A 22,855-nucleotide genomic window follows, 5' to 3' on the forward strand; every position below is an offset into this window, starting at 1 on the left:
TGAAGGACGCATTCATGATCGCCGCAGATGATCCCCGCATTGCCTATGTGAACGGCGATTTCGTGCCCTTGGCGGAGGCAAAGATCTCCGTTCTCGACCGGGGGTTTCTGTTCGCGGACGGCGTTTATGAGGTGACAGCGGTGATCGGCGGCAAATTGGTCGATCATCCCGGGCATCTGGCACGGCTGGAACGCTCGCTGGGCGAAATTGAGATGGATCATCCGGTACCGCTCAACACACTGACCGATCTGGAACTGGAGTTGGCACGGCGCAACAATTTGGATGAAGGCGGCATCTATTTGCAGGTGACCCGCGGCGCTGCGGAGCGCGATTTTGCTTATCCAAAGGACACCGTCCCGACACTGGTCATGTTCACCCAATCGAAGAAGCTCGTCGATGACCCGCGCGCCGAGACCGGTATTGAGGTGATCACGACGCCCGACCTGCGCTGGAAGCGCCGCGATATCAAATCGGTGGCCATGATCGCGCAAACCATTGCCAAACAGGAGGCCGCCAAGGTCGGCGCCTCTGAGGCGATCATGGTCGAAGACGGAGTGGTAACGGAAGGCTCATCGTCCACGGTTTGGCTGGTGAAAGACGGCAAGTTGATCACCCGGCAGCTATCCAATTCGGTTCTGCCAGGAATCACCCGCAAATCGGTTCTTGCACTCTGCAAGGAGCAGGGCTTTGAAGTTGAGGAGCGGACCTACACCGTCGAGGAGCTTCATCAAGCAGACGAAGTGTTCCTGACCGCCGCGACGAGCCTTGTCGTGCCGATTGTCAAAGTGGACGACCGGGTGATGTCGAACGGTGCGCCAGGCGCCACATCGGTCCGACTGCGTGAACTCTATCTCGATATGGCGCGCAAAACAGCCGTTGGCTAAACGCCAAAACTGGCTTATTTTGGCGAGAATTGCGGCAGGCCTTGCCCAAATTCTCCCCTTGGTTGGTCCAATCATTGCCCTACCCTCGTACCTATCGAGAGATATGGAGGGTTTCGTTATGTCGTCATCGACCAATCGTGTATCGAACCAGCATTCCCGAAAAGCCGTCGCCCTGGCTGCGTCGATGCGCGAGCAGGCCCTACGGACCCAGCGTCTGATCCTGATTGGCCTGGCGGCCTTTGCAGCCTGCGCCTTCGTGATGGCCAGCGTCGTGCAGGCTGACGAGTCGGAGCCGGTTGAGGTTCCTTCGGCCACCGTCGAGCAGATGCAGGCCATCATTTCTGCGCAGATCGACGCGTTTCTGGCTGAAGATGCAGACGCGGCCTATGCCTACGCCGCCGAACCGATCAAAATGCGCTTCCCGACCGCTTCGATGTTCGTGCGCATGGTGGAGCGCGGCTATCCAGCCGTCTACGCCCCGCAAAGCTTTTCCTTTGCTGCTGCGGCTTTGACACCTAGCGGCCCGGCACAACAGGTGGAATTTGTCGGCGAGGACGGTCAGGTCTGGCGGGGGCTCTACACCTTCGCTAAAGAAGACGATGGTCAATTGTTAATTTCGGGCGTGTTTCTTCGCCGCCAGAACGAGCGGCAGATTTAACAGGCGTCTTCCTCAGAGCTCAGGCAAATCTCCGCGCTCCCAGCCTTCTGAGCAAGCGGCGAGATAATCGGCATAAGATCCTGCCTCAATGGCATAGCGCGCACCGCGCATTAGGTCCTGATAATAGGCGATGTTGTTCCAGGTCAGCAGCATGCCGCCGAGCGACTCGCCGGTTTTGACCAAATGGTGCAAATAGGCGCGTGAATAGTCCCTTGCCGCCGGGCATTCGCTTTCCTCATCCAGCGGTCTTGGATCGTCGGCGTGACGAGCATTCTTTAGATTGATCTTGCCGAAACGTGTGTAGGCGGTAGCGTGGCGCCCGGCGCGGGTCGGCATAACGCAGTCGAACATGTCGATCCCCCGGGCGACCGCCTTCACCAAATCGTCAGGCGTCCCAACGCCCATAAGATAGCGCGGCTTGTCCTCCGGCAGCGCCGGGCAGGTCTCATCAAGTACCGCGAGCATCTCCTCTTGCGGTTCGCCGACGGCCAACCCGCCGACCGAATAGCCCCAAAACCCGATGTCGGTCAGCAGCTTAGCCGATTGCAGACGCAATTCGATATCGGTGCCGCCCTGCACGATGCCGTAGAGCCCCTGACCCTTGCCGGGCCCGCCCAACGCCTCAAACTTAGCTTTGGACCTCTCGGCCCATCGCGCAGAGAGCTCCATCGCCCGGATCACTTCAGACCGTTCTGCCGGCAGTTTCAGGCATTCGTCCAGCTGCATTTGGATGTCGGAGCCGAGCAGCGATTGGATCTCCATAGACCGCTCAGGCGAAAGATCATGCTTGGCGCCATCAATGTGCGACTTGAACGTCACCCCCTCTTCGGTGAGCTTGCGTAGGGCACCAAGGGACATGATCTGGAAGCCGCCGGAGTCTGTGAGGATCGTGTGGGGCCAACGCATGAAGGTGTGCAATCCACCAAGGCGTGCGACGCGCTCAGCGGTCGGCCGCAGCATCAGGTGGTAAACGTTGCCGAGGACGACATCGGAGCCAGTGTCACGGACCTGATCGGTGTACATAGCCTTTACCGTACCCGCGGTGCCGACCGGCATGAAGGCAGGCGTTTGCACCAGACCATGCGGTGTCGTGATTTGCCCTCGACGGGCTTTGCCGTCGGTGTGAGACAGCTTGAAGGCAAAGGACCCGCTCATGCTTGGGCATCCTGATGGTCGGCCTTCCAAAGCAGCGAGCCATCGCCATAAGAATAAAAGCGATATCCTGTGTCGATGGCATGCGTGTAGGCGGCCTTCATATGGTCTAATCCACAAAGCGCCGAGACGAGCATGAAAAGCGTCGACCGTGGCAGGTGAAAGTTCGTCATCAGGGCATCGATCGCTTTGAACCGGTAGCCAGGCGTGATGAAGATGTCTGTCTCGCCTTGAAAAGGGTTGAGGGTTCGGTCGTCGGACGCCGCGCTTTCCAATATCCGCAAACTGGTCGTGCCGACCGCGATGATGCGCCCGCCTGCCGCGCGCGCCTTATTGATGGCTTCGGCGACATCCGGCGTGATCTCGCCCCACTCGGCGTGCATGGTGTGACTATCGGTATCGTCGGCTTTGACCGGCAGGAACGTTCCCATGCCGACATGCAGCGTCACGAATGCGCGAGCGATGCCAGCCTGGTCAAGTTCCTTGAAAAGCCTATCGGTGAAATGGAGCCCAGCCGTTGGTGCAGCGACCGAGCCTTCGGTTTCCGCATAGACCGTCTGGTAGTCGTCCTTGTCAGCTTCCAGGTACCCACGTTTGGCCGCTATGTAAGGCGGAAGCGGCGGCATGCCGATTGCATTCAACCCATTGGCAAAAGACTGAGCATCGCCATCAAAAGTGAGCGCGATCAGCCCATCCTCTCCCTTGGAATCAACGGTGCAGGAAAGCTGTGGCGGCCCATCGGCTGGAAAGTCCAATCGATCACCCGGTTTTAGGCGTTTGCCGGGCCGGGCCATCGCTTTCCAGCGCAACTGATCGTCATCCTGGGCCTCAACCAGCGTGACCGAGACCGGCAGCACCTCAGCCCCTGGGCGCGTTCGCTTGCCGGCAAGCTGGGCCGGGATCACACGGGTCCGGTTGAGGACCAAAAGGTCGCCCGAGCGAAGGAGACTCGGCAAGTCGCGAACGATGTGATCGCTAAGCCCGCCATCGGCGCCGACCTGCAATAGGCGTGCGCTATCGCGCGGATCGGCTGGATGCAGCGCGATCCGTTCGTCAGGAAGCTCAAAGTCGAAAGCGTCAACCCGCATGCGGGTCCTGTTGCGGTTTAGACCAGTTTGGCGGTGTTGATCTGGTCGGGATTACGGACCGGCTCACCGCGGGCGAACTGATCAACATTCTCCATGCCTTCAATGACTTCACCCCAAACGGTGTACTGGCCATCGAGAAAGCTGGCATCGCCAAAGCAGATAAAGAACTGCGAGTTTGCGCTGTCCGGATTGGCCGAACGCGCCATGGAGCAGACGCCGCGCACATGCGGCTCACTGGAAAATTCTTGTTTCAGGTCCGGAAGTTTTGAGCCACCCATACCCGTACCAGTCGGGTCGCCGCCCTGCGCCATGAAGCCGTCGATCACGCGGTGAAAAACCACGCCATCGTAAAACCCTTCGCTGACCAGCGTCTTGATGCGCTCGACATGGTTGGGCGCCAGATCGGGACGCAGTTTGATTTTGACCTCACCTTTGGAGGTGTCGAGCAGAATTGTGTCGGAATCGGCCATGCATCAGGCCCTTTCATCGTTGGAATGATCGATCAACCGTTGAGGTCGGACAGAAGGCGTGCGCGGATCATGGCATCTGGGTCGGTTACCATGCCGTTGCGGCGGGTATCACCCTTTTTGATGCTATCGACAGCATCCATGCCGGCCACCACGCGGCCAAACACGGTGTACTGACCGTTGAGGCTGGGCGCAGGGCCAAACATGATGAAGAACTGCGAGTTGGCACTGTTCGGGTCGTTGGTGCGGGCCATGCCGACAATACCGCGCTCATAGGCGATGTCGGAGAACTCAGCTGCTAGATCAGGATAGTCCGATCCGCCGGTTCCGGTGCCGGTTGGATCACCGGTTTGCGCCATGAAGCCGTCGATCACGCGGTGAAACACCACGCCATCATAAAACCCTTCACGCGCCAATTGCTTGATGCGATCAACATGTTGCGGCGCTACGCCCGGTAGCAACTCGACATAGATCGGGCCACCGGAAACTTCGATGACCAGCACATTCTGTGGGTCAAGATCAGCGACAGCAGCTGGAACACCGTCACTTTGCGCCACCACGGCATTGGGTATGGCAACAACCATCATGGCAAGTACTGCCAAGCCGGCAACAAGGACGGTTCGGCGGGACGCAAAGGAAGGGATCATCAATTCTCTCACACTCAAAAAACGGGAAGACCGTGACGCGCTGGATCGGCTAAAGCGCTTCAGCAAGGGCGGCGCGCACGGGTTCTGGCACAAAGGGGCTGATATCGCCACCCATTCCGGCGATCTGTCGCACGAGCGTGGCCGTAACATGGCGGTTGGCAGGGCGCGCTGGCACAAAGACCGTCTCAAGCGCTGGCGCCATGGTCGCGTTCATACCGGCCATCTGCATCTCATAGTCAAAATCTGCTCCATCGCGCAGTCCGCGTAGCACCACTGACGCGCCATAGTCGCGCGCGACATCGATGAGCAGACCTGAAAAAGCCATCGTGTGAACCCGGCCCTCGCCACCAAGATCGGCGGCGATGGCAGCAATCAGGTCTTGGCGCTTTTCAAGGGACAACAGCGGCTTTTTGCTCGGATTTTGACCGATAGCGACAAGCACCTCGTCCGCCAAGGCGAGGCCAGCGCGGATCACGTCCACATGGCCATTGGTGATTGGATCGAAGGATCCAGGGAATAGGGCGATCCGCTTCATGATGCCTCGCGCGCTTGCAGGCGTCCGTCCTACCAAGCGCCCGGCAACCTGCGCAAGCGCGGCGGAAATCGACACAAAAATCGCCGAAACGGCAATTCGTGACTCCCGTCACAGGAAGAGATGACTGGCTGGTTCAGAGTGGGTTCATCGAAGTTCTGTTGGAACTGAACAAAGACAAGAAACGTTAACAACTCACAAGAAGACACGGAGCAGACCCATGATCACCCTGACTAAGACACTGACCATGACTTCCATCGCCGTGCTCGTCGCCGTTTTGATGGGCATGTGGCTCGCCACGACCTCACCGGCCAACTCCAGCGCCGAGCAGGCCGCACCATCGGTTAGCGTTGATGTGCGCCTTGGCGCTGCAGAACTCGATCTTTGCTCAGGCCAAGCCTGGCCGCATTTCTCCAATGGCTGCGCTGCCTGGATCGCTGCATCCAGCAACAATGACGGCATCGACCGCACCATCTCGATGACGATGCATGATGCCGACCACGGCTTCACTGTCGCCACCAAAGCCCAGCCAGTTGAAGTGGCCGCGCGCTAAGACCAACGCCTGAATGGCACCGACAACAAAAAGACTGCACTTGCCAAACTGAATCAAGTTGACCTCCCAACGCCACCGCCTCTCTTGTCAGAAGGAGAGGCGGTTTTTATTGCGTGACCAGGGGCTTAGAGGCGTTGTCTCAAACCTTGAATCAGGTGCCGTCAGGGTCGCTCGGCGGTTCATCCTGTGAATCAGATTCAGGTCCGCTAGCGTCGGGATCGGTGACACCATCGATCCCCTCGTCGGAATCCTCATCCTCCGGTTCGGACACCCGCTCAACAGACACCACCGTGTCATCGGAGCCGACATTGAAGACCGTCACACCCTGGGTTGCACGACCGGCAATGCGGATACCTTCAACCGGCACGCGGATGAGCTGACCGCCATTGGAGACGATCATGATCTGGTCGGAGTGTTCGACCGGGAATGAGGCGACGATCGGTCCATTGCGCTGGGTGACTGCCATGGCAGTGATCCCTTTGCCGCCACGTCCGGATACCCGATATTCAAAGCTCGATGAGCGCTTGCCGTAGCCGTTTTCAGAAATGGCCAAGATGAACTCTTCGGCAGCCGACATGGCGACGTAATCGGCTTCGGTCAACTCGGCGCTACCTTCCGAGGTGTCTTCTTCATCCATCGGTGCATCGTCGACCTCGCCTTCCATCAGGCGGCGGCGCTTGATGTATTCAGCGCGCTGAGCGGGCGTTGCGTCATAGTGACGGAGCACCGACATGCCGATCACTTTGTCGCCATCGGCCAGATTGATACCGCGCACACCGGTGGAGTCGCGCGACTGGAAAACACGCAGGTCCGCAACCGGGAAGCGGATAGCTTGCCCCATGGCCGTGGTGAGCAGCAAATCGTCCTGATCGGTACAAACGTCGACCGAGAGAATGCTCATCCCCTCATCAAGCTTCATGGCGATCTTGCCATTGCGATTGATTCGCTGGAAATCGGACAGTTTGTTGCGACGCACCGACCCGACATTGGTGCAGAACACCACATCCAGATCAGCCCAGCTTTCCTCATCTTCCGGCAATGGCAGGATCGAGGTGATCCGCTCGCCTTGAGACAGTGGCAGGATGTTCACGAGAGCCTTGCCGCGGGCCTGGGGCGCCGAAAGCGGCAGACGCCAGACCTTCTGGCGATAGACCTGGCCGTCGGAGGAGAAGAACAGCACCGGCGTGTGGGTATTGGCGACAAAGATGCGGGTGACGAAATCCTCATCGCGCGTCGACATGCCGGAGCGACCTTTGCCGCCGCGGCGCTGCGCCCGATAGGTCGAAAGCGGCACGCGCTTAATGTAGCCGGCATGGCTGACGGTGACGACCATATCTTCGCGGGCGATGAGGTCTTCATCCTCAAAATCGGCATCACTTTCGGTGATTTCCGTCCGTCTTGGTGTCGCGAATAGCTCACGTACATCGGCCAGCTCATCCTTGATGATCGAGCGGATACGGGCACGCGAACCGAGGATTTCCAAATAATCGCGGATTTCATCGGCGATCTTGTGGAGTTCATCGCCGATTTCATCGCGGCCGAGCGCTGTAAGGCGCTGAAGGCGCAGATCAAGAATGGCGCGCGCCTGTGTTTCGGAAAGCGTGTAGGTGCCCTCTTCGCTCACCATGTAACGCGGATCAGCAATCAACTCGATCAATGGGCGAATATCGCCCACCGGCCAGGCGCGCTCCATGAGTTGCGCGCGCGCTGTTGCCGGGTCAGGCGCAGAACGGATGAGCTTGATCACTTCATCGATATTGGCGACCGCGATCGCAAGGCCGGCCAAGACATGCGCCCGGTCACGCGCTTTGGCGAGCAGGAACTTGGTGCGCCGCGTGATGACCACTTCGCGGAAACTGATGAACGCGGACAGCATGTCCATCAGGTTCATCTGTTCAGGCTTGCCGCCGTTGAGCGCCACCATGTTGGCGCCGAACGTCGATTGCAGCGCGGAGAAGCGGTAAAGCTGATTGAGCACCACTTCGGCGACGGCATCGCGCTTCAACTCGATCACCACACGAATGCCATCACGATCGGATTCGTCGCGAATGTCCCCGATGCCCTCAATGCGCTTTTCGCGCACAAGCTCGGCGATCTTCTCGATCATCGAAGATTTGTTCACCTGGTAGGGAATTTCGGTGACGATCAGCGCATGACGGTCTTTGCGGACCTCTTCGATATCGACCTTGCCGCGCATGATGATCGATCCGCGACCGGTCGCAAAGGCATTGCGAATGCCGGTACGACCCAGAATCAGCCCGCCGGTTGGAAAATCCGGGCCCGGCATGATCTCCATCAGTTGCTCAAGATCGATCTCCGGATCGTCGATCATCGCCGTGCAGGCGTCGATCACTTCGCCGAGATTATGCGGCGGTATGTTGGTCGCCATGCCGACCGCAATGCCGCCGGCCCCATTGGTCAGCAAATTGGGATAGCGCGCCGGTAGAACCGTCGGCTCAGACTCGGTGTTGTCGTAATTCTCTTGGAAATCGACGGTGTCTTTGTCGAGGTCTTCCGTCAGCGAATGGGCCGGTCGCGCCAGACGCACCTCGGTGTAACGCATCGCGGCCGGTGGGTCGCCGTCGATGGAGCCGAAATTACCTTGCCCATCGATGAGTTGCAGGCGCATGGAAAAGGGCTGCGCCATCCGGACAAGCGCATCGTAGACCGACTGGTCGCCATGCGGGTGATACTTACCGATGACGTCGCCGACGATGCGCGCCGATTTCCGGTAGCCCTTGTTCCAGTCGTAACCAGCTTCCTGCATGGCGTAGAGGATGCGCCGGTGGACAGGTTTCAGGCCGTCACGCACGTCCGGAAGCGCACGCGAGACGATCACGCTCATGGCGTAATCGAGGTAGGATTTGCGCATTTCACCGGAAATGGAGACGGAGCGAATGTCGCTCATATCGCCGCCTGATCCACCGCCGCCATCGGCGGGATTTTCATCATCCGGTGTGTTGTTTGTCGTGTCGTCAGCCACGTGCGAATCTCATCCTTGTTTCGTCCCGTTTTGTTAGCCGATTCAACGCCCGCACACAAAGAAAGCGCCCAGTTTTCAACTGCTCATCTGAATTGCGGTCGCTCGCACCACTTGCACCGGCAGGGCGCACCTGCGAGGGGTGAGCGACGATGCTTGATTTTGTCTCCAACGCCTTCGTCACGCTGCTCGTGACCATCGACCCAATCGGGCTTGCGCCCCTGTTCGTGACGCTGACGCGCGGCATGGACAAGGGCGAGCGGCGCGAGGTGGCGGTCCGCGGTTGCCTCATCGGCTTCTGCATTTTGCTGGTGTTCGGATTGAGCGGCCAAGCGTTTCTCGATGCGCTGGGCATCAGCCTGTCGGCCTTTCGCATTGCGGGCGGCATTTTGCTGTTCTGGCTTGCCTTCGAAATGGTGTTCGAGAAACGCACTGAGCGGCGTGACAATGCAGCGACACGCGCCATCGACAAGGATCACATCAAGAACATAGCCGTCTTCCCGCTGGCCATTCCCTTGATGGCCGGACCAGGTGCGATCGCGGCCATGGTGCTTCTGTCTCACGAGGCGCAGGAACTAGCCGGCTGGACCGGCACGGGGGCGTTGGTCGGTGTTCTGACTGTCATCATCCTGGCGTGTTTGACGGTGTTCCTGTTGGCCGGGAGGATTGAACGGATGCTCGGCAACACCGGGCGGATCATTCTAACCCGGTTGCTCGGCGTGATCCTTTCAGCGCTGGCCGTTCAGTTCATCGCCGATGGCGTGACGCAGTTGGTTGTCGCCGCCAATCAAGTGGTGCTCTAGCGCCCGTGCGGCGCGGTCCAATCGGCGAGTTGCGGGCCAATCGGTACGATGCCAAGCGGGTTGCGTTTCTCACTGGCTGAGAAATAACCCTGCTTGTAGATGTCGAACCGCACCGTGTCGGCGACGCCAGGCATCTGGAAAAGCGCGCGGGCATAGGGCCAGAGATTGGCGTAGTCGGTGAGCTTCTTCAGATTGCAGCGGAACGCGTAGTGATAAGCGACGTCGAAGCGGGCGAGCGTTGGGAAAAGACGTACATCGGCTTCGGTCAGCGTATCGCCGCAAAGAAAGCGGTGGGTGCCGAGGTGTTCGTCGATCTGGTTCAGCGCTTCGAAGACGGCATGCGCCGCCTTCTCATAGGCCTCTTGCGTCGATGCAAAGCCGACACGGTAGACGCCATTGTTGACCGAGGCGTAGATCGTGTCGTTCCAGCGGTCGATGTCGCCTTGCAGGCCTAATGGGTAGAGCTCCGGCCCGCCATCAAAGGCTAATCCAAGCATGCGCATAATGTCGGCAGATTCGTTGCTGACCATGCGATTTTGGCGCTTGTCCCAGAGGACTGGGACCGTGAGGCGGCCGGTGTAATCCATGGAATCACGACTGTAGACCTCATGAACCGCTTGCACGCCCAACAGAGGGTCAGCGAACGGTCCTGCTTCATCAAAAACCCACCCCTGGTCGGTGCGATTGGGCCGCGCATAGGAGACCGAAATCGCCTCTTCCAAACCTTTTAACGCGCGCGTGACCAAGGTGCGATGGGCCCAGGGGCAGTTCCAGGCCACGAACAGATGGTAGCGGCCGTGCTCCGCTTTGAAGCCGCCATCGCCGGTCAGGCCAGGTGCGCCATCGACAGTGATCCAATGGCGGACGGTGCTTTTGCTCCGCTCCCATTCCCCGCTTTGCAGGGTTTGGGTGACATCATCGCCAATGTGATAGGTGCCGCCGACCATATAGCCCATGAGGTGTCTCTCCCGTTGCTCATGGCCAGAAGTGCGGTGGCGGTGGCTTAGGGTCAACCGAGCACGGAGTGAACACTCTGTTCAGCGCTGAGAAGAACAGGCCGGCGTCAGTTGGCCTGGCGAAGCGTCTTGAGACCAAGTAGAATGGCCGCTCCTATAAGAAAGCTCGCGCCAACGCGATCAAGCATGGCCTTGCCTGCTTGTTTGACCTTCTTGGACAGCCATCCTGCGCCAGCGCCATAGCTTGTCAGAAACAGACCATCGATCACGATATAGGTTGCGGACAAGATGAGGAACTGCAGCCAAAAACTTCCATCGGCCTGGATAAACTGCGGATAGAGCGCGGCAAAAAACACGACAGCTTTCGGGTTGGCAGCCGACGTAAGAAAGCCTTGCAGCCAGAGTGTTTTGAGTCTCGGCGACGTGGCAGGGGATTTGCCTTGAGCTGTGGCCGACGCCCGGAGCCACATCCGAAGGCCCATCCAGATCAAATAGGCAACGCCTGCCCATTTCACGATCGTTAGTGCACCTTGGGACGCAACCAGCAAAGCGGCAAGACCAATCCCCGCCGCGAGCATCTGCAGGGCATTGGCCGTTAAGTCGCCTGCAGCCGTGGCGAGCGAACGATGGAACCCATGGCTCATCGCATTGGAGAGCATCAATAGATGGCTCGGGCCAGGCGTCACCATGAAAGCGAGAACTGTTGTGGCGTAGAGCAGCCAGACCTCCAAAGCCATGGCCGTCAGAACCTTTCGGCGAGCGGATGGTCCGGGACGTGTTCGACCAGGTCCCAAAGGTTGCCATACAGGTCTTTGAAAACGGCAACTTTGCCGTAGTCGAACTGTGTTGATGGACGCACAAACTCGATTCCGGCTTCGATATAGCGCGTGTAGTCGCGATCGAAGTCATCGGTCTTCAGGAACAGGAACACCCGGCCGCCAGCCTGATCACCGATGAAGCGCTCTTGTTCCGGTTTGGACGCGCGGGCAAGCAGGATGGTTGATCCTGATGAACCGGGAGGCGCAACGACAACCCAGCGCTTGTCCTGTTCCGGCTGATAGGTGTCTTCGATGAGGTCGAAGCCCAGTTTGCCGCAGTAGAAGGCAAGCGCCTCGTCATAATCGCGCACGACCAAGGCGATGTGGAGAAGGGATTGGCGGGTCATGCACTAACCTCCAAACAGGACGGCGTGCATCGCCCGTCCTGGCATGAAGGTGAACCCGCCAGCGATCACCATGGCGCCGAAGAACAAGAAGATCGCACTTTTTTTGTGTTCGCGCACATCGTGGCGCCGCGCTTCACGGACGAGCGACACCAGGCCGAACAGCGCCGCCAACGACAACAGATGGATCCAGCTGAACGGGCCCCACATGCGGATGTCATAAATGAAGAAGGACGTGCTGATCACCGTCAGCATCAGCAGCACCCAAACATAGCCAAGGGTGCGATGAGGAAGCGTGCCTTTGGGCGCCAATAGCTGCACGGATCCAAGCAGGAAGGCCGCCATCGCCGCAACGGCGTGCACTGTCACCACCGAACCGGCTGCCAAGAGCGGTGCTAAAGACATCTGGCCTAGCTCCGCAGCCGGCCTAGAACGGAATGTCGTCGTCAATATCCGAGCTGATTGCTGGTGCTGGACCGCGATCCTGCGGCATAGATTGACCGCCCTGACCGCCGGAATACCCACCACCTTGACCGTAACCGGCGTCGCCACCCTGGCGATCGTTCCGTCCATCGAGCATGGTCAGTTCGCCGCGATACTTTTGCAGCACCACCTCTGTGGAGTAGCGGTCCTGGCCATTCTGATCTTGCCACTTGCGCGTCTGCAGGGCGCCTTCAAGATAGACCTTGGAGCCCTTGCGCAGATATTGCTCGGCGACCTTGGCGAGGTTCTCGTTGAAGATCACGACACGGTGCCATTCGGTCTTTTCGCGTCGCTCACCAGACTGGCGGTCACGCCAGGTTTCGGAGGTCGCCACCGAGAGGTTCACCAGCTTGTCGCCGGATTGCATCGTGCGCACTTCAGGGTCGGCACCCAGATTGCCCACCAAAATGACCTTGTTCACCGAGCCAGCCATAACTCATCTCCAACTAGTGCGCCGAAACGCTTTCCACTCGGTGTGACGCCGCCGCGCCGAAGCCGCAACCCAGCGCCATGCTTATCCACACGCCATTTATCCCCATGTTAGCGTCTCTTGTGTCAGGAGACAAGAGATGTTCTATATTTGTTCACTCTTCTGAGTCGAGGGTTTTGCCCTACTTTAAGGCCTCGCTCCCTCCACATTCGCATTGAGACATTCCATGGCAGGTACACCCTCCGCTCCGCGCCCTTCGTCGAAACACATTACTGTGTCGGGCGCGCGTGAGCACAATCTGAAAGATGTGTCGGTCACCCTGCCCCGCGACAGTCTGGTGGTAATGACCGGCCTGTCCGGTTCGGGCAAGAGCTCGCTCGCTTTTGACACCATCTATGCCGAAGGCCAGCGCCGTTATGTGGAGAGCCTGTCGGCCTATGCACGGCAATTCCTTGAGATGATGCAGAAGCCCGACGTCGATCAAATCGACGGACTCTCGCCTGCGATCTCTATCGAGCAAAAGACGACCAGCAAGAACCCGCGCTCGACAGTCGCCACCGTGACGGAGATTTATGATTATATGCGCCTGCTTTGGGCGCGTGTCGGGGTGCCCTACTCGCCAGCCACAGGCCTGCCGATCGAGAGCCAGACCGTCAGCCAGATGGTCGACCGGGTGATGGCGCTGCCAGAAGGCACGCGGCTCTATCTGCTTGCGCCGATCGTGCGTCAGCGCAAGGGCGAGTACCGCAAGGATATCGCCGAGCTGATGAAGCAGGGTTTCCAGCGCTTGAAGATCGATGGCGAGTATTACGAGATCGCTGACGCGCCGGCGCTCGACAAGAAATTCAAGCATGACATCGACGTGGTGGTGGACCGGATCGTGGTGCGTGAGGATATCGCAACGCGCCTGGCCGACAGTTTCGAAACGGCCTTGAAACTGGCTGACGGGCTTGCCGTGGCCGAATATGCCGATCTCAAAGAAGGTGAGCCGCTGCCGGAGCGCATTGTGTTTTCCGAACGCTTTGCCTGCCCGGAATCCGGCTTCACGATCCCAGAAATCGAGCCAAGGCTCTTCTCGTTCAACTCACCGCAGGGTGCCTGCCCGACCTGCGATGGGCTTGGCACCACGCTGGAATTCGAAGAAGCACTGATCGTCCCCGATCCGTCACTGTCCCTGCGTCAAGGCGCGGTGGCACCGTGGGCGAAAACCGGCAATACGTCGCCCTATTACACACAGACGCTGGACGCGATTTGCCGCCATTACAAAACGAGCATGGCCAAGGCTTGGAGCGACCTGCCGGAAAAGGTTCAGGACGTCATCCTCTACGGCTCGGACCAGGAGAGCATCACCTTCACCTACGATGATGGCTTGCGGTCCTACAAAACTGCCAAGCCGTTTGAGGGTGTGATCGGCAATATTGAGCGGCGGTGGCGCGAGACCGACAGCCAATGGGTGCGCGAGGAACTGTCACGCTTCCAGTCCAACCGCCCCTGCGAGGTCTGTGACGGCAACCGCCTTCGACCCGAAGCGCTGGCCGTGAAGGTGGCGGGCGAGCATATCGGCACGGCGTCGAAACTCTCCATTCGCGAAGCCAATGAATGGTTCAACGATTTGCCGGATAAGCTCAGCGACAAGCAGAACGCGATCGCCAAAGCGATCTTGAAAGAAATCCGCGACCGTCTGCGGTTCCTCAACGATGTGGGCCTGCAGTATCTGACGCTGTCGCGGTCTTCTGGCACACTGTCGGGTGGCGAGAGCCAGCGAATCCGCCTTGCCTCGCAGATCGGCTCGGGATTGACCGGTGTGCTTTACGTGCTTGATGAGCCGAGCATTGGCTTGCACCAGCGCGACAATGATCGGCTGTTGGAAACGCTGAAGCATCTGCGCGACCTCGGCAACACGGTGATCGTGGTGGAGCATGATGAAGACGCTGTGCGCACGGCCGACTATGTGGTGGACATTGGGCCGGGCGCTGGCGTCCATGGCGGCGAGATCGTTGCCGAGGGCACGCCGCAGGAGGTGATGGCCAACCCGAAATCGCTGACTGGGCAATATCTGTCAGGCACCAAGGCAATCCCGGTGCCAACCAAGCGGCGCAAGGGCAAGAAGAGCCAGGCGATCAAGGTCAAAGGCGCACGTGGCAACAATCTGAAAGGTGTCGATGCGACGGTGCCGCTTGGCACTTTCACCTGCGTGACTGGCGTGTCGGGCGGCGGCAAATCCACGTTCCTGCTTGAGACGCTCTACAAGGTGGCGGCGCGACGGCTGAACGGTGCGCGCGAGAACCCGGCCCCGCATGACAGCGTCAATGGACTAGAGTTCCTCGACAAGGTTATCGACATCGACCAGTCGCCTATTGGCCGCACGCCGCGCTCCAACCCGGCCACCTACACCGGTGCGTTCACGCCGATCCGCGACTGGTTTGCCGGCCTGCCAGAAGCCAAAGCGCGTGGCTATGCGCCAGGACGTTTCTCGTTCAACGTCAAGGGTGGGCGCTGCGAGGCCTGCCAAGGCGATGGCGTTTTGAAGATCGAGATGCACTTTTTGCCCGATGTCTACGTGACCTGCGATGTCTGCCACGGCAAACGCTACAATCGCGAGACGCTCGACATCCAGTTCAAGGGCAAGAGCATTGCCGACGTGCTCGATATGACGGTTGAAGAGGGCGCGGAATTCTTCTCGGCTGTGCCGGCCGTGCGCGACAAGCTGGTGACGCTCAATCGCGTTGGTCTCGGCTACATCAAGGTCGGCCAGCAGGCGACAACGCTGTCAGGTGGCGAGGCGCAGCGGGTGAAACTCGCCAAGGAGCTATCGAAGCGCTCGACCGGTCGGACGCTCTACATCCTCGATGAACCGACGACCGGGCTGCATTTTCACGATGTCGCCAAGCTCTTGGAAGTGCTTCACGAATTGGTCGATCAGGGCAACAGCGTGATCGTGATTGAGCACAATCTGGAGGTCATCAAAACCGCTGATTGGATCATCGATCTTGGTCCTGAAGGCGGCGATGGCGGCGGCGAATTGGTCGCGTCTGGTACGCCGGAGCAGGTGGCGAAGGAAAAACGGTCCTACACCGGGCAGTATCTTGCCGAGGTTCTGGCACGTGCCACCTCCAAATCGGTAGCCGCTGAGTAGCCTGAAAGCAAAAGTTAGAAAGCAGTCCCACTTTGCTCTCCTATCAACATGCCTATCACGCCGGCAATCGCGCCGACGTGCATAAACACGCGCTGCTGTCGCTGGTGCTTGCCTATATGGGCAAGAAGACCAAGCCGCTCACCTACATGGAAACCCATGCCGGGCGGGGGCTTTATGACCTTGGCTCGAAAGAGGCGCAAAAGACTGGCGAAGCGACATCCGGCGTGAGCGAACTGCTCACGCGTTTTCCAGCAGACCACCCTTACCGGCGCGTTATTGAGGCGGTGCGCGCCGAGCATGGCGAGGCCGCCTATCCCGGCTCACCGATGTTGGCCGAGCGAATGCTAACCTCGAATGTGGAGCGCTCCGGCGACCGCCTGCAACTGGCAGAACTGCACCCCCAGGAACATGCGGCGCTCGTCGAGACGATGCCACGATCAGGCGTGCACATTTACAAAGAAGACGGCTTTCCCTGGGCGGCACGGCGCTGTCCACCGACGCCTAGGCGCGGCATCATTATGATCGACCCGAGCTATGAGCTGGCGCACGACTTCACCGGCGTTCCGAGTTTCTTAGAAGGGCTACACGACTTGTGGCCAGTGGGTGTGATCATGCTGTGGTATCCCATCCTGCCAAGCGGCGAGCATTCGACGGTGATGGCTGAGATCGACGAGTTGGGCTTTGCTGACACGCTGCGTCACGAGGTGAATTTCGCGGCTGCCAGTGAAGGCCATCGGCTGCAAGGCAGCGGAATGTTCGTGATCAACCCGCCCTACACGCTTGAGGGTGAGGCCGCGCAGCTGTCAGCGCTTTTGGAAAGCTGACTCACCCCGCATATGGCCAGGTGTTGTACCAGTCCGACAGCGGCATAACGTCGACATCTTCGGCATTGGCGTAGGGCCAAGGATCAACAGCCCAGTCCTCGCCAGACGCTGTTTCGGTCATGACAGCTGTTGCATGCGGGTAGCGTCCATCCAGAAAGAACCCACGCGCGACCGGGTAGCTGGGTGAATGATGGGTGAGCAGGCCGTTCTCGGCGAGCAACAGCAATGTCGTTGTGGTATTGGTAGTTTCGTCCAGACAATCCATCTGGCCAGGTGTGCCAGCATTTTGGATGTCGAGGCCGCCAATATCATCGTCGGACCCGACAATAGGTCCAACCCGTTCTTCCATCCACATCACCGCCCGGCGAACGGCGGTGCGCTCAGCCGAAGGGCTTTCGCGTCCGGATTCCATGATCCCTGCAAGGACGGCAACATCGGATTCGGCGAGGCGCACCGTCGTTTGCCGCTGGCAGCCAAAGGCGTGGCAGATGCCAAGGGTCAGCCCATCGGGTGTGCGGGCATCTTGTGTCGCGTACCATCCAAGCGGGCTGGTGCCAGACGAGACGCAGCTTGAAAGCGCCAAGCTGGCAAGGGTAGCGATAAGGGCGGAACGACAAGCGGGCACGGTTTTTCCTACGACAGAGCGTTGATTGGCTAACAATAGCCGCGTGGCACGGCAAGATAGGCGGCATTCAACCTTGCGTGTTTGGCTTGCCGCGTTGCATCGCGGCCACTAAAACCAGCGCTTCAACAAGGAAAGCGGCAGCAATGGCATTGAAACCAATCCATGTGATCGGTGGCGGACTGGCAGGATCAGAAGCGGCTTGGCAGGCAGCGCAAATGGGCGTGCCGGTCGTCCTGCACGAGATGCGCGGCAGCCCAAACCACCCCGGCACCGATGCGCACAAAACCGATGGTCTGGCCGAACTGGTCTGCTCGAATTCTTTCCGTTCGGACGATGCGACGTCCAACGCGGTTGGTGTTTTGCATGCCGAAATGCGCAAGCTCGGCTCGCTCATCATGCGCGAAGGCGATTCTAACCAAGTGCCTGCAGGTGGCGCACTGGCCGTGGATCGTGATGGGTTTTCCGACGGCGTTTCCAAGGCTCTGGCTGACCATCCGCTGATCACCGTTGAGCGTAGCGAGATTTCTGGTCTGCCACCGGAAGACTGGGACAGCGTGATCATTGCCACGGGGCCGCTGACGGCCCCCGCCTTGGCCGATGCAATCTTGAGACTGACCGGCGAGGATGCGCTGGCCTTCTTCGACGCCATTGCGCCGATTGTGCACACCGAGTCGATCAATATGGACAAGGCCTGGTTCCAGTCGCGCTACGACAAGGTTGGACCGGGTGGGACGGGCAAAGACTACATCAACTGCGCCATGGACGAGGCGCTCTACAACCGGTTCATCGACGCCTTAATCGAAGCGGATGCCCACGACTTCAAAGATTGGGAGAAGGACACGCCCTATTTCAATGGCTGCCTACCCATTGAAGTGATGGCAACCCGCGGGCGCGAAACTTTACGGTTCGGTCCTATGAAGCCCGTCGGGCTGACCAACCCGCACAATCCAGACGTCAAGCCCTATGCGGTAGTCCAGCTTCGGCAAGACAATGCGCTCGGCACCCTGTTCAATCTGGTCGGCTTCCAGACCAAGATCAAATATGGATCGCAGTCGGACATCTTGCGCATGATCCCAGGCCTTGAAGAGGCGAAATTCGCCCGCCTCGGCGGTATGCACCGTAACACCTATCTCAACTCCCCGGCTCTGCTCGATGACCAGATGCGCCTAACGGCGCAGCCGCGCCTGCGATTCGCCGGCCAAATCACCGGTTGTGAGGGCTATGTGGAGTCGGCCAGCATTGGCCTCTACACCGGGCGTCTTGCCGCGGCTGAACGGCTAGGCCTTGCGTTGCCGTCGCTACCAGGCACGACGGCACTAGGGGCTTTGGTGAAACATATCACTGGTGGACACGTGGTTGAGGATGGCGATGCCGAGGAGAACAAGCCACGTTCGTTCCAGCCGATGAACATCAACTTTGGCCTGTTTCCGCCCCATGATGGTCCGCTGGTCGATGAAGAAGGCAAGCGGATTAAAGGCAAAGCCAAGGGTCTCGCGCGCAAGCAAGCGTTGGCCAAGCGCGCGCTCGAGCATTGCGATGGCTGGGTGCGCTCGATTGATGGGGTTCTGCCGCAGGCTGCGGAGTAGCTAAAAAACGGGGTTGCGCTTGGAAGCCCGCCATAGCCTGTAAAGCTTCTGCCATCTCGGACGCGTAAGGGGTCGCACAAAGGGATTGAGCGACCAAGACTCCACGTCCTGCAGTGTTTGACGCGTCAGCGCCAAGGGCAGCCAAATGGGGTTGGCGCTGGGCGTGAGGTCGGTGGCTGCAGCACGCGCTTTGTCGAGATGGTCCAGTCCGTAGAGGGCAAAGGCGCGCAAGGTGTTGGATAGTGGCGGGGTAACACGACGCTGGGCAAACATCGCCCGTTCAAGGTCATGGGCTTTCGTGAGATCGGCTGGTAGAAAACACTGCCCCCTGCCCGCCCATTGCGCGAAACCAACAAGGGTCCTCGCTACAGCAAGCGCCACGCCACCATGGCCGGCGACATCCGCAAAACGCGCCGGGCTACCACTGGATAGTACCGAGGCTGCCAGAGACATCGGCCCAGACCAGATTTCACCGGCATAGCCTTCAAAGTCAGCGGTCGACGGCATGGCATCATCATAGAGATCGAAGGTGCGCGCATCGAGCACAGCGAGCAGCGGTGCAGCAGGCAGAGAATGGTCGTTGATCGCTTGCAGCAAGGCGGCCGCCAGCGGATTGGCCTCGATTGTGCCGTGCGCGGTGCCCGACAGCGTGTCGCGCCACCATTGCAAGCGGATTTCGCCAGGCATGGGTTCTGAAACCAGCGACCGCACCCGCGCGATTTCCGCCAGGTATGCAAACACTGCAACCAGCGCAGGACGTTTGTCGGCGGGCGCAAATTGCAACGCCGCATACCACTCAAAATCATGGGTCCGCAGATGGTCGGTGGCGTAGGCAATTGTCTCTGTGGTCATGCCCGTTATGTGAGTGCCATCAGGGCGGCTGCAACCCGCCGGTCTTCGGAAAGCAGGACATTATAAGTGCGGACTGCGGCTCGAGTGGCGGTGACTTCTAACGCCAGACCGGCACCGCGCAGCGCATCCAATGTTATCTGCGGCATAACCGCAATGTCGGGACCGGTGCCGATCACGAGGATGTCGATGTCATCGGCCCTATCCAAAATGGGCTGCAAATCGGCTTCGCTGAGATCGAAGGCAGAGGACGAGGGCGACCAAGCCTGGGTGCGTCCCGGTAGCCCAATCAATCCGCCCTGATGTGACATCTCGCCAAAGCGAAAGCCATTGGCGAGGACCGCATCGATGGGCGCTTGGGCCGGAAGGAACTTGTCGCCTACGGCCATCGGCGCTTACGCCGACGCCGTCTCGCCATCGGGACCGTCAGCGCCATCATCGCCCGAGGCGGCGTCATTGTCGGAACTGGGCGATTTCGCAGGACGCAGCTTCAGGAACACCAGAACCGGACCTGCGACGAAGATCGACGAGTAGGTACCGACGAGGACGCCCCAGATCATCGCCGCCGTGAACGAGCGAATGATTTCGCCGCCAAACAGGAACAAAGACCCTAGCGCGATAAGCGTCGTCACCGACGTCATAATCGTGCGCGACAGCATCGAGTTGACTGAAAGATCGAGCAGGTCGTCGATCAGCATGCGTTTGTAGCGTCGCAAATTCTCGCGCACGCGATCGTAAACCACCACCGTATCGTTCAGCGAATAGCCGACAATGGTCAGGATCGCAGCAATGGACGATAGGTTGAATTCCAGCCCCGTTATGGCAAAAAGTCCAAGCGTTAGAATGACATCGTGGACCGTCGCAATGATGGCGCCTATGGCGAACTGCCACTCAAAGCGCACCCAGATGTAGACCAGGATCGCCCCCAAAGCGGCAATCACAGCGATGACACCGGCGACCGCCAATTCGCCCGATACACGTGGGCCAACCACCTCAAAACGTCGGTATTCGATGGCTTGATCGCCCAGTTCCGCGCGTACTCGCTCTACGACGGCTTGCTGCGCGCGGTCGCCGCCCGGTTGCTGCTCGATGCGGATCAGAACGTCGGTGTCATTGCCAAACGACTGCACTTCGACATCGCCGAACTGGAGCTGATTAAGCTGTGTACGGATGCCCGCGACATCAGCGGGGCCGTCAAGCGTGCGGATCTCAATCACCGTGCCGCCGCGAAAATCGATGCCGAGATTAAGGCCCAGCGCACCGAAAACGGCGAGCGAAACCACCATCATGACGACCGAAAACGGAAACGCCCAATTGCGGTAGGCCATGAAGCGGAGCTTCGGTTCCTGCGGCAGAAATTTGATCAGAGCAAAGGACATGCGAGGCGGCCTTTAAATGGGAAGCGCGGTTGGGCGGCGGGTCTTCACCCAGAGCGCGATGAGAAGCCGGGTCAGCGTGTAGGCGGTGAACACGGTTGTCACGATGCCGATGGCGAGCGTGACAGCAAAGCCGCGCACCGGCCCTGAGCCAAGCTGGAACAGGATGACAGCAGCGATGAGCGTCGTGATGTTGGCATCCAGGATTGTGCGTAGCGCTTCGCGGAAACCGACATCGACGGCGGCGATGGTCTTGCGACCTCGCCGCACTTCTTCGCGGATGCGCTCAAAGATGAGCACGTTGGAATCGACCGCCATGCCGACCGTTAGCACGATGCCCGCAATGCCCGGCAAAGTCAGTGTCGCTCCGAGAACAGACAGCGCGGCCAAGATCAGCGAGATGTTCACGAACAGGGCAATGTTGGCGAAGACACCGAACAGGCCATAGGAAAGTCCCATGAAAATGAGAACGCCAATGGCACCGATGACGCCGGCGATCTCACCGGCTGCGATGGAGTCCGCGCCAAGGCCGGGACCAACCGTGCGTTCTTCAACGATCGTGAGATCGGCAGGCAGAGCACCGGCGCGCAGGAGAATGGCCAGGTCGTTGGCCAGTTCAGGGGTGAAGTTCCCGGAGATCTGCCCCGATCCGCCAAGAATGGGTTCGCGGATCACCGGCGCGGAGATCACTTCATCATCAAGGACAATGGCGAAGGGCTGGCCGACATTTTCCGTCGTTGCCTGACCGAATGTCGTAGCGCCGGAGGTGTTGAAGCGGAACGAAACAATGGCTTCCTGCGTCTGCTGGTCGAAGCCTGGCTGCGCATCGGCAAGCTGGTCACCGGTGATCAGAGCACGGGTCTGCAGCAAGTAAGGCTGCACCGGTTCATCAACCGAGTTGGCAAGATAACACCCTGCCGGTGGGCGGGTGCGCAGCGCCTCGTCAACGCTCATATCTTCGCAAAGCAAATGGAAGGAAAGCGCGGCGGTCTGTTGCAGGAGGTCTTTCAGGCGCTGCGGATCATCGAGACCCGGCACCTGAACAAGAACCCGGTCTTGGCCTTCGCGCTGAATGGTCGGCTCTGTCGTGCCCAGTTGGTCGATACGCCGACGGATCACCTCGATGGACTGCTCAACTGCCTGCGCCAGCCGCGCGTCGATACCTTCCTGGGTCAGCGTCAAGCGCGCCAGGCCGTCGTTGACAATATCGACCTCGACGTCCGGGGTTTGTGCGCCGAAGGATAGCGGGTCAGCTGGCGCGGCCAGACCTTCCAGGACCGTCTCAGCATCGCCGATGCGGTCAAGGTCGCGAATACGAAGCTGAACAGCATCAGCCTGGACGCTGAGCCCCGTGTAACCAATGCGCTCATCGCGCAGTGATGTGCGCACATCGTCGCGCAAAACCTCAAGTCGATCGGCAACTAGGCTGTCACGCTCCACCTGCAACAGCATGTGGGCACCGCCCTGCAGATCGAGCCCCAGTACAATCTGGCTCTTTGGCAGAAAGTCAGGCCACTCTTCGACGGTCTCCTCATCGAACGCGTTGGGAAGCGCAAAGGCCACTGAAAGGATCGCGAAAGCGACGATCAGTGCGGTTTTCCAAGGAGCGAAATAAAGCATTGGAACCTATCGACGTGGCGGACCGGCGAGGTCTTGATGGACAA

The 22,855-nt window shown here is 59.4% G+C and carries 21 protein-coding genes and 1 pseudogene; 7 read left to right on the forward strand and 15 right to left on the reverse strand.

What is annotated here, in order from left to right:
* The first annotated feature begins 14 nt into the window (after nucleotides 1-14).
* Both JJ917_06035 and JJ917_06040 read left to right on the forward strand, forming a co-directional pair.
* Nucleotides 15-884 (forward strand): D-amino-acid transaminase, encoded by an 870-nt coding sequence (locus JJ917_06035; GenBank protein ID MBO6698371.1) that lies wholly within the window; start codon nucleotides 15-17, stop codon nucleotides 882-884.
* Between the two features lie 118 nt (nucleotides 885-1,002).
* A complete protein-coding gene (locus JJ917_06040; GenBank protein ID MBO6698372.1) occupies nucleotides 1,003-1,542 on the forward strand; it encodes a DUF4864 domain-containing protein in 540 nt (179 codons plus the stop codon).
* A 12-nt stretch (nucleotides 1,543-1,554) separates the two neighbouring features.
* On the opposite strand, the gene tgt is transcribed toward JJ917_06040, so the two are convergent.
* The 5 genes from tgt to coaD form a co-directional block, all read right to left on the reverse strand.
* Nucleotides 1,555-2,697 carry a tRNA guanosine(34) transglycosylase Tgt gene (tgt, locus tag JJ917_06045; protein ID MBO6698373.1) on the reverse strand — a complete coding sequence of 381 codons (1,143 nt, stop codon included), beginning with the start codon at nucleotides 2,695-2,697 and terminating at the stop codon, nucleotides 1,555-1,557.
* Entirely contained in the window at nucleotides 2,694-3,782 is a 1,089-nt protein-coding gene (queA, locus tag JJ917_06050; GenBank protein ID MBO6698374.1) for a tRNA preQ1(34) S-adenosylmethionine ribosyltransferase-isomerase QueA, read from the reverse strand. Before queA ends, tgt begins: the two co-directional genes overlap by 4 nt.
* 17 nt (nucleotides 3,783-3,799) lie before the next feature.
* A complete protein-coding gene (locus JJ917_06055; protein MBO6698375.1) occupies nucleotides 3,800-4,252 on the reverse strand; it encodes a peptidylprolyl isomerase in 453 nt (150 codons plus the stop codon).
* A 32-nt stretch (nucleotides 4,253-4,284) separates the two neighbouring features.
* A complete protein-coding gene (locus JJ917_06060; GenBank protein MBO6698376.1) occupies nucleotides 4,285-4,833 on the reverse strand; it encodes a peptidylprolyl isomerase in 549 nt (182 codons plus the stop codon).
* Between the two features lie 112 nt (nucleotides 4,834-4,945).
* Nucleotides 4,946-5,431: a pantetheine-phosphate adenylyltransferase gene (gene coaD / locus JJ917_06065; GenBank protein MBO6698377.1), complete on the reverse strand. Its 486-nt coding sequence runs from the start codon at nucleotides 5,429-5,431 to the stop codon at nucleotides 4,946-4,948.
* A 217-nt stretch (nucleotides 5,432-5,648) separates the two neighbouring features.
* Here coaD and JJ917_06070 point away from each other — a divergent pair, with 217 nt between their 5' ends.
* Nucleotides 5,649-5,981 carry a hypothetical protein gene (locus JJ917_06070; GenBank protein MBO6698378.1) on the forward strand — a complete coding sequence of 111 codons (333 nt, stop codon included), beginning with the start codon at nucleotides 5,649-5,651 and terminating at the stop codon, nucleotides 5,979-5,981.
* Nucleotides 5,982-6,132: 151 nt separating this feature from the next.
* Here the strand turns inward: JJ917_06070 and gyrA are convergent, their stop codons facing one another.
* Nucleotides 6,133-8,889 carry a DNA gyrase subunit A gene (gyrA, locus tag JJ917_06075; GenBank protein MBO6698379.1) on the reverse strand — a complete coding sequence of 919 codons (2,757 nt, stop codon included), beginning with the start codon at nucleotides 8,887-8,889 and terminating at the stop codon, nucleotides 6,133-6,135.
* Nucleotides 8,890-9,113: 224 nt separating this feature from the next.
* Here gyrA and JJ917_06080 point away from each other — a divergent pair, with 224 nt between their 5' ends.
* The gene (locus JJ917_06080) at nucleotides 9,114-9,764 is read left to right on the forward strand and encodes a MarC family protein (protein ID MBO6698380.1); all 651 of its coding nucleotides are present in this window, start codon (nucleotides 9,114-9,116) and stop codon (nucleotides 9,762-9,764) included.
* Here the strand turns inward: JJ917_06080 and JJ917_06085 are convergent.
* From JJ917_06085 to ssb, 5 genes are all read right to left on the reverse strand, one after another.
* Entirely contained in the window at nucleotides 9,761-10,720 is a 960-nt protein-coding gene (locus tag JJ917_06085) for a glutathione S-transferase C-terminal domain-containing protein (GenBank protein ID MBO6698381.1), read from the reverse strand. The genes JJ917_06080 and JJ917_06085 overlap by 4 nt on opposite strands.
* Before the next feature lie 107 nt (nucleotides 10,721-10,827).
* The gene (locus JJ917_06090; protein ID MBO6698382.1) at nucleotides 10,828-11,457 is read right to left on the reverse strand and encodes a LysE family translocator; all 630 of its coding nucleotides are present in this window, start codon (nucleotides 11,455-11,457) and stop codon (nucleotides 10,828-10,830) included.
* Nucleotides 11,458-11,462: 5 nt separating this feature from the next.
* Entirely contained in the window at nucleotides 11,463-11,885 is a 423-nt protein-coding gene (locus JJ917_06095; GenBank protein ID MBO6698383.1) for a VOC family protein, read from the reverse strand.
* Between the two features lie 3 nt (nucleotides 11,886-11,888).
* A complete protein-coding gene (locus JJ917_06100) occupies nucleotides 11,889-12,287 on the reverse strand; it encodes a DUF2306 domain-containing protein (GenBank protein MBO6698384.1) in 399 nt (132 codons plus the stop codon).
* A 22-nt stretch (nucleotides 12,288-12,309) separates the two neighbouring features.
* Entirely contained in the window at nucleotides 12,310-12,798 is a 489-nt protein-coding gene (gene ssb, locus JJ917_06105; protein ID MBO6698385.1) for a single-stranded DNA-binding protein, read from the reverse strand.
* Nucleotides 12,799-13,021: 223 nt separating this feature from the next.
* Here ssb and uvrA point away from each other — a divergent pair, with 223 nt between their 5' ends.
* Both uvrA and JJ917_06115 read left to right on the forward strand, forming a co-directional pair.
* Entirely contained in the window at nucleotides 13,022-15,931 is a 2,910-nt protein-coding gene (uvrA, locus tag JJ917_06110) for an excinuclease ABC subunit UvrA (protein ID MBO6698386.1), read from the forward strand.
* A 32-nt stretch (nucleotides 15,932-15,963) separates the two neighbouring features.
* On the forward strand, nucleotides 15,964-16,755 hold the full coding sequence (locus JJ917_06115; GenBank protein ID MBO6698387.1) for a 23S rRNA (adenine(2030)-N(6))-methyltransferase RlmJ: 792 nt from the start codon (nucleotides 15,964-15,966) through the stop codon (nucleotides 16,753-16,755).
* A 1-nt stretch (nucleotide 16,756) separates the two neighbouring features.
* On the opposite strand, the gene JJ917_06120 is transcribed toward JJ917_06115, so the two are convergent.
* The gene (locus tag JJ917_06120; GenBank protein ID MBO6698388.1) at nucleotides 16,757-17,380 is read right to left on the reverse strand and encodes a hypothetical protein; all 624 of its coding nucleotides are present in this window, start codon (nucleotides 17,378-17,380) and stop codon (nucleotides 16,757-16,759) included.
* A gap of 143 nt (nucleotides 17,381-17,523) precedes the next feature.
* Here JJ917_06120 and trmFO point away from each other — a divergent pair, with 143 nt between their 5' ends.
* Nucleotides 17,524-18,966: a methylenetetrahydrofolate--tRNA-(uracil(54)-C(5))-methyltransferase (FADH(2)-oxidizing) TrmFO gene (trmFO, locus tag JJ917_06125; protein ID MBO6698389.1), complete on the forward strand. Its 1,443-nt coding sequence runs from the start codon at nucleotides 17,524-17,526 to the stop codon at nucleotides 18,964-18,966.
* On the opposite strand, the gene JJ917_06130 is transcribed toward trmFO, so the two are convergent.
* The 3 genes and pseudogenes from JJ917_06130 to secD form a co-directional block, all read right to left on the reverse strand.
* Nucleotides 18,967-19,818 (reverse strand): squalene/phytoene synthase family protein, encoded by an 852-nt coding sequence (locus JJ917_06130; GenBank protein ID MBO6698390.1) that lies wholly within the window; start codon nucleotides 19,816-19,818, stop codon nucleotides 18,967-18,969.
* A gap of 5 nt (nucleotides 19,819-19,823) precedes the next feature.
* A complete protein-coding gene (locus JJ917_06135; GenBank protein ID MBO6698391.1) occupies nucleotides 19,824-20,204 on the reverse strand; it encodes an Mth938-like domain-containing protein in 381 nt (126 codons plus the stop codon).
* Between the two features lie 6 nt (nucleotides 20,205-20,210).
* Nucleotides 20,211-22,811: pseudogene (gene secD, locus JJ917_06140) on the reverse strand (protein translocase subunit SecD).
* Nucleotides 22,812-22,855: the final 44 nt, after the last annotated feature.

The organism is Hyphomicrobiales bacterium, from assembly GCA_017642935.1.
Lineage (GTDB): Bacteria > Pseudomonadota > Alphaproteobacteria > Rhizobiales > MH13 > MH13.

Excerpts from the sequence above, each read along its gene's own strand:
- JJ917_06080 (MBO6698380.1), top strand. The coding sequence starts at position 9,114 with ATGCTTGATTTTGTCTCCAACGCCTTCGTCACGCTGCTCGTGACCATC.
- JJ917_06070 (MBO6698378.1), top strand. The coding sequence starts at position 5,649 with ATGATCACCCTGACTAAGACACTGACCATGACTTCCATCGCCGTGCTC.
- JJ917_06085 (MBO6698381.1), bottom strand. The coding sequence starts at position 10,720 with ATGGGCTATATGGTCGGCGGCACCTATCACATTGGCGATGATGTCACC.
- coaD (MBO6698377.1), bottom strand. The coding sequence starts at position 5,431 with ATGAAGCGGATCGCCCTATTCCCTGGATCCTTCGATCCAATCACCAAT.
- JJ917_06135 (MBO6698391.1), bottom strand. The coding sequence starts at position 20,204 with ATGGCCGTAGGCGACAAGTTCCTTCCGGCCCAAGCGCCCATCGATGCG.
- queA (MBO6698374.1), bottom strand. The coding sequence starts at position 3,782 with ATGCGGGTTGACGCTTTCGACTTTGAGCTTCCTGACGAACGGATCGCG.
- JJ917_06100 (MBO6698384.1), bottom strand. The coding sequence starts at position 12,287 with ATGTCTTTAGCACCGCTCTTGGCAGCCGGTTCGGTGGTGACAGTGCAC.
- JJ917_06040 (MBO6698372.1), top strand. The coding sequence starts at position 1,003 with ATGTCGTCATCGACCAATCGTGTATCGAACCAGCATTCCCGAAAAGCC.
- ssb (MBO6698385.1), bottom strand. The coding sequence starts at position 12,798 with ATGGCTGGCTCGGTGAACAAGGTCATTTTGGTGGGCAATCTGGGTGCC.
- JJ917_06035 (MBO6698371.1), top strand. The coding sequence starts at position 15 with ATGATCGCCGCAGATGATCCCCGCATTGCCTATGTGAACGGCGATTTC.
- JJ917_06060 (MBO6698376.1), bottom strand. The coding sequence starts at position 4,833 with ATGGTTGTTGCCATACCCAATGCCGTGGTGGCGCAAAGTGACGGTGTT.
- trmFO (MBO6698389.1), top strand. The coding sequence starts at position 17,524 with ATGGCATTGAAACCAATCCATGTGATCGGTGGCGGACTGGCAGGATCA.
- tgt (MBO6698373.1), bottom strand. The coding sequence starts at position 2,697 with ATGAGCGGGTCCTTTGCCTTCAAGCTGTCTCACACCGACGGCAAAGCC.
- uvrA (MBO6698386.1), top strand. The coding sequence starts at position 13,022 with ATGGCAGGTACACCCTCCGCTCCGCGCCCTTCGTCGAAACACATTACT.
- JJ917_06130 (MBO6698390.1), bottom strand. The coding sequence starts at position 19,818 with ATGACCACAGAGACAATTGCCTACGCCACCGACCATCTGCGGACCCAT.
- JJ917_06095 (MBO6698383.1), bottom strand. The coding sequence starts at position 11,885 with ATGACCCGCCAATCCCTTCTCCACATCGCCTTGGTCGTGCGCGATTAT.
- gyrA (MBO6698379.1), bottom strand. The coding sequence starts at position 8,889 with ATGAGCGACATTCGCTCCGTCTCCATTTCCGGTGAAATGCGCAAATCC.
- JJ917_06055 (MBO6698375.1), bottom strand. The coding sequence starts at position 4,252 with ATGGCCGATTCCGACACAATTCTGCTCGACACCTCCAAAGGTGAGGTC.
- JJ917_06090 (MBO6698382.1), bottom strand. The coding sequence starts at position 11,457 with ATGGCTTTGGAGGTCTGGCTGCTCTACGCCACAACAGTTCTCGCTTTC.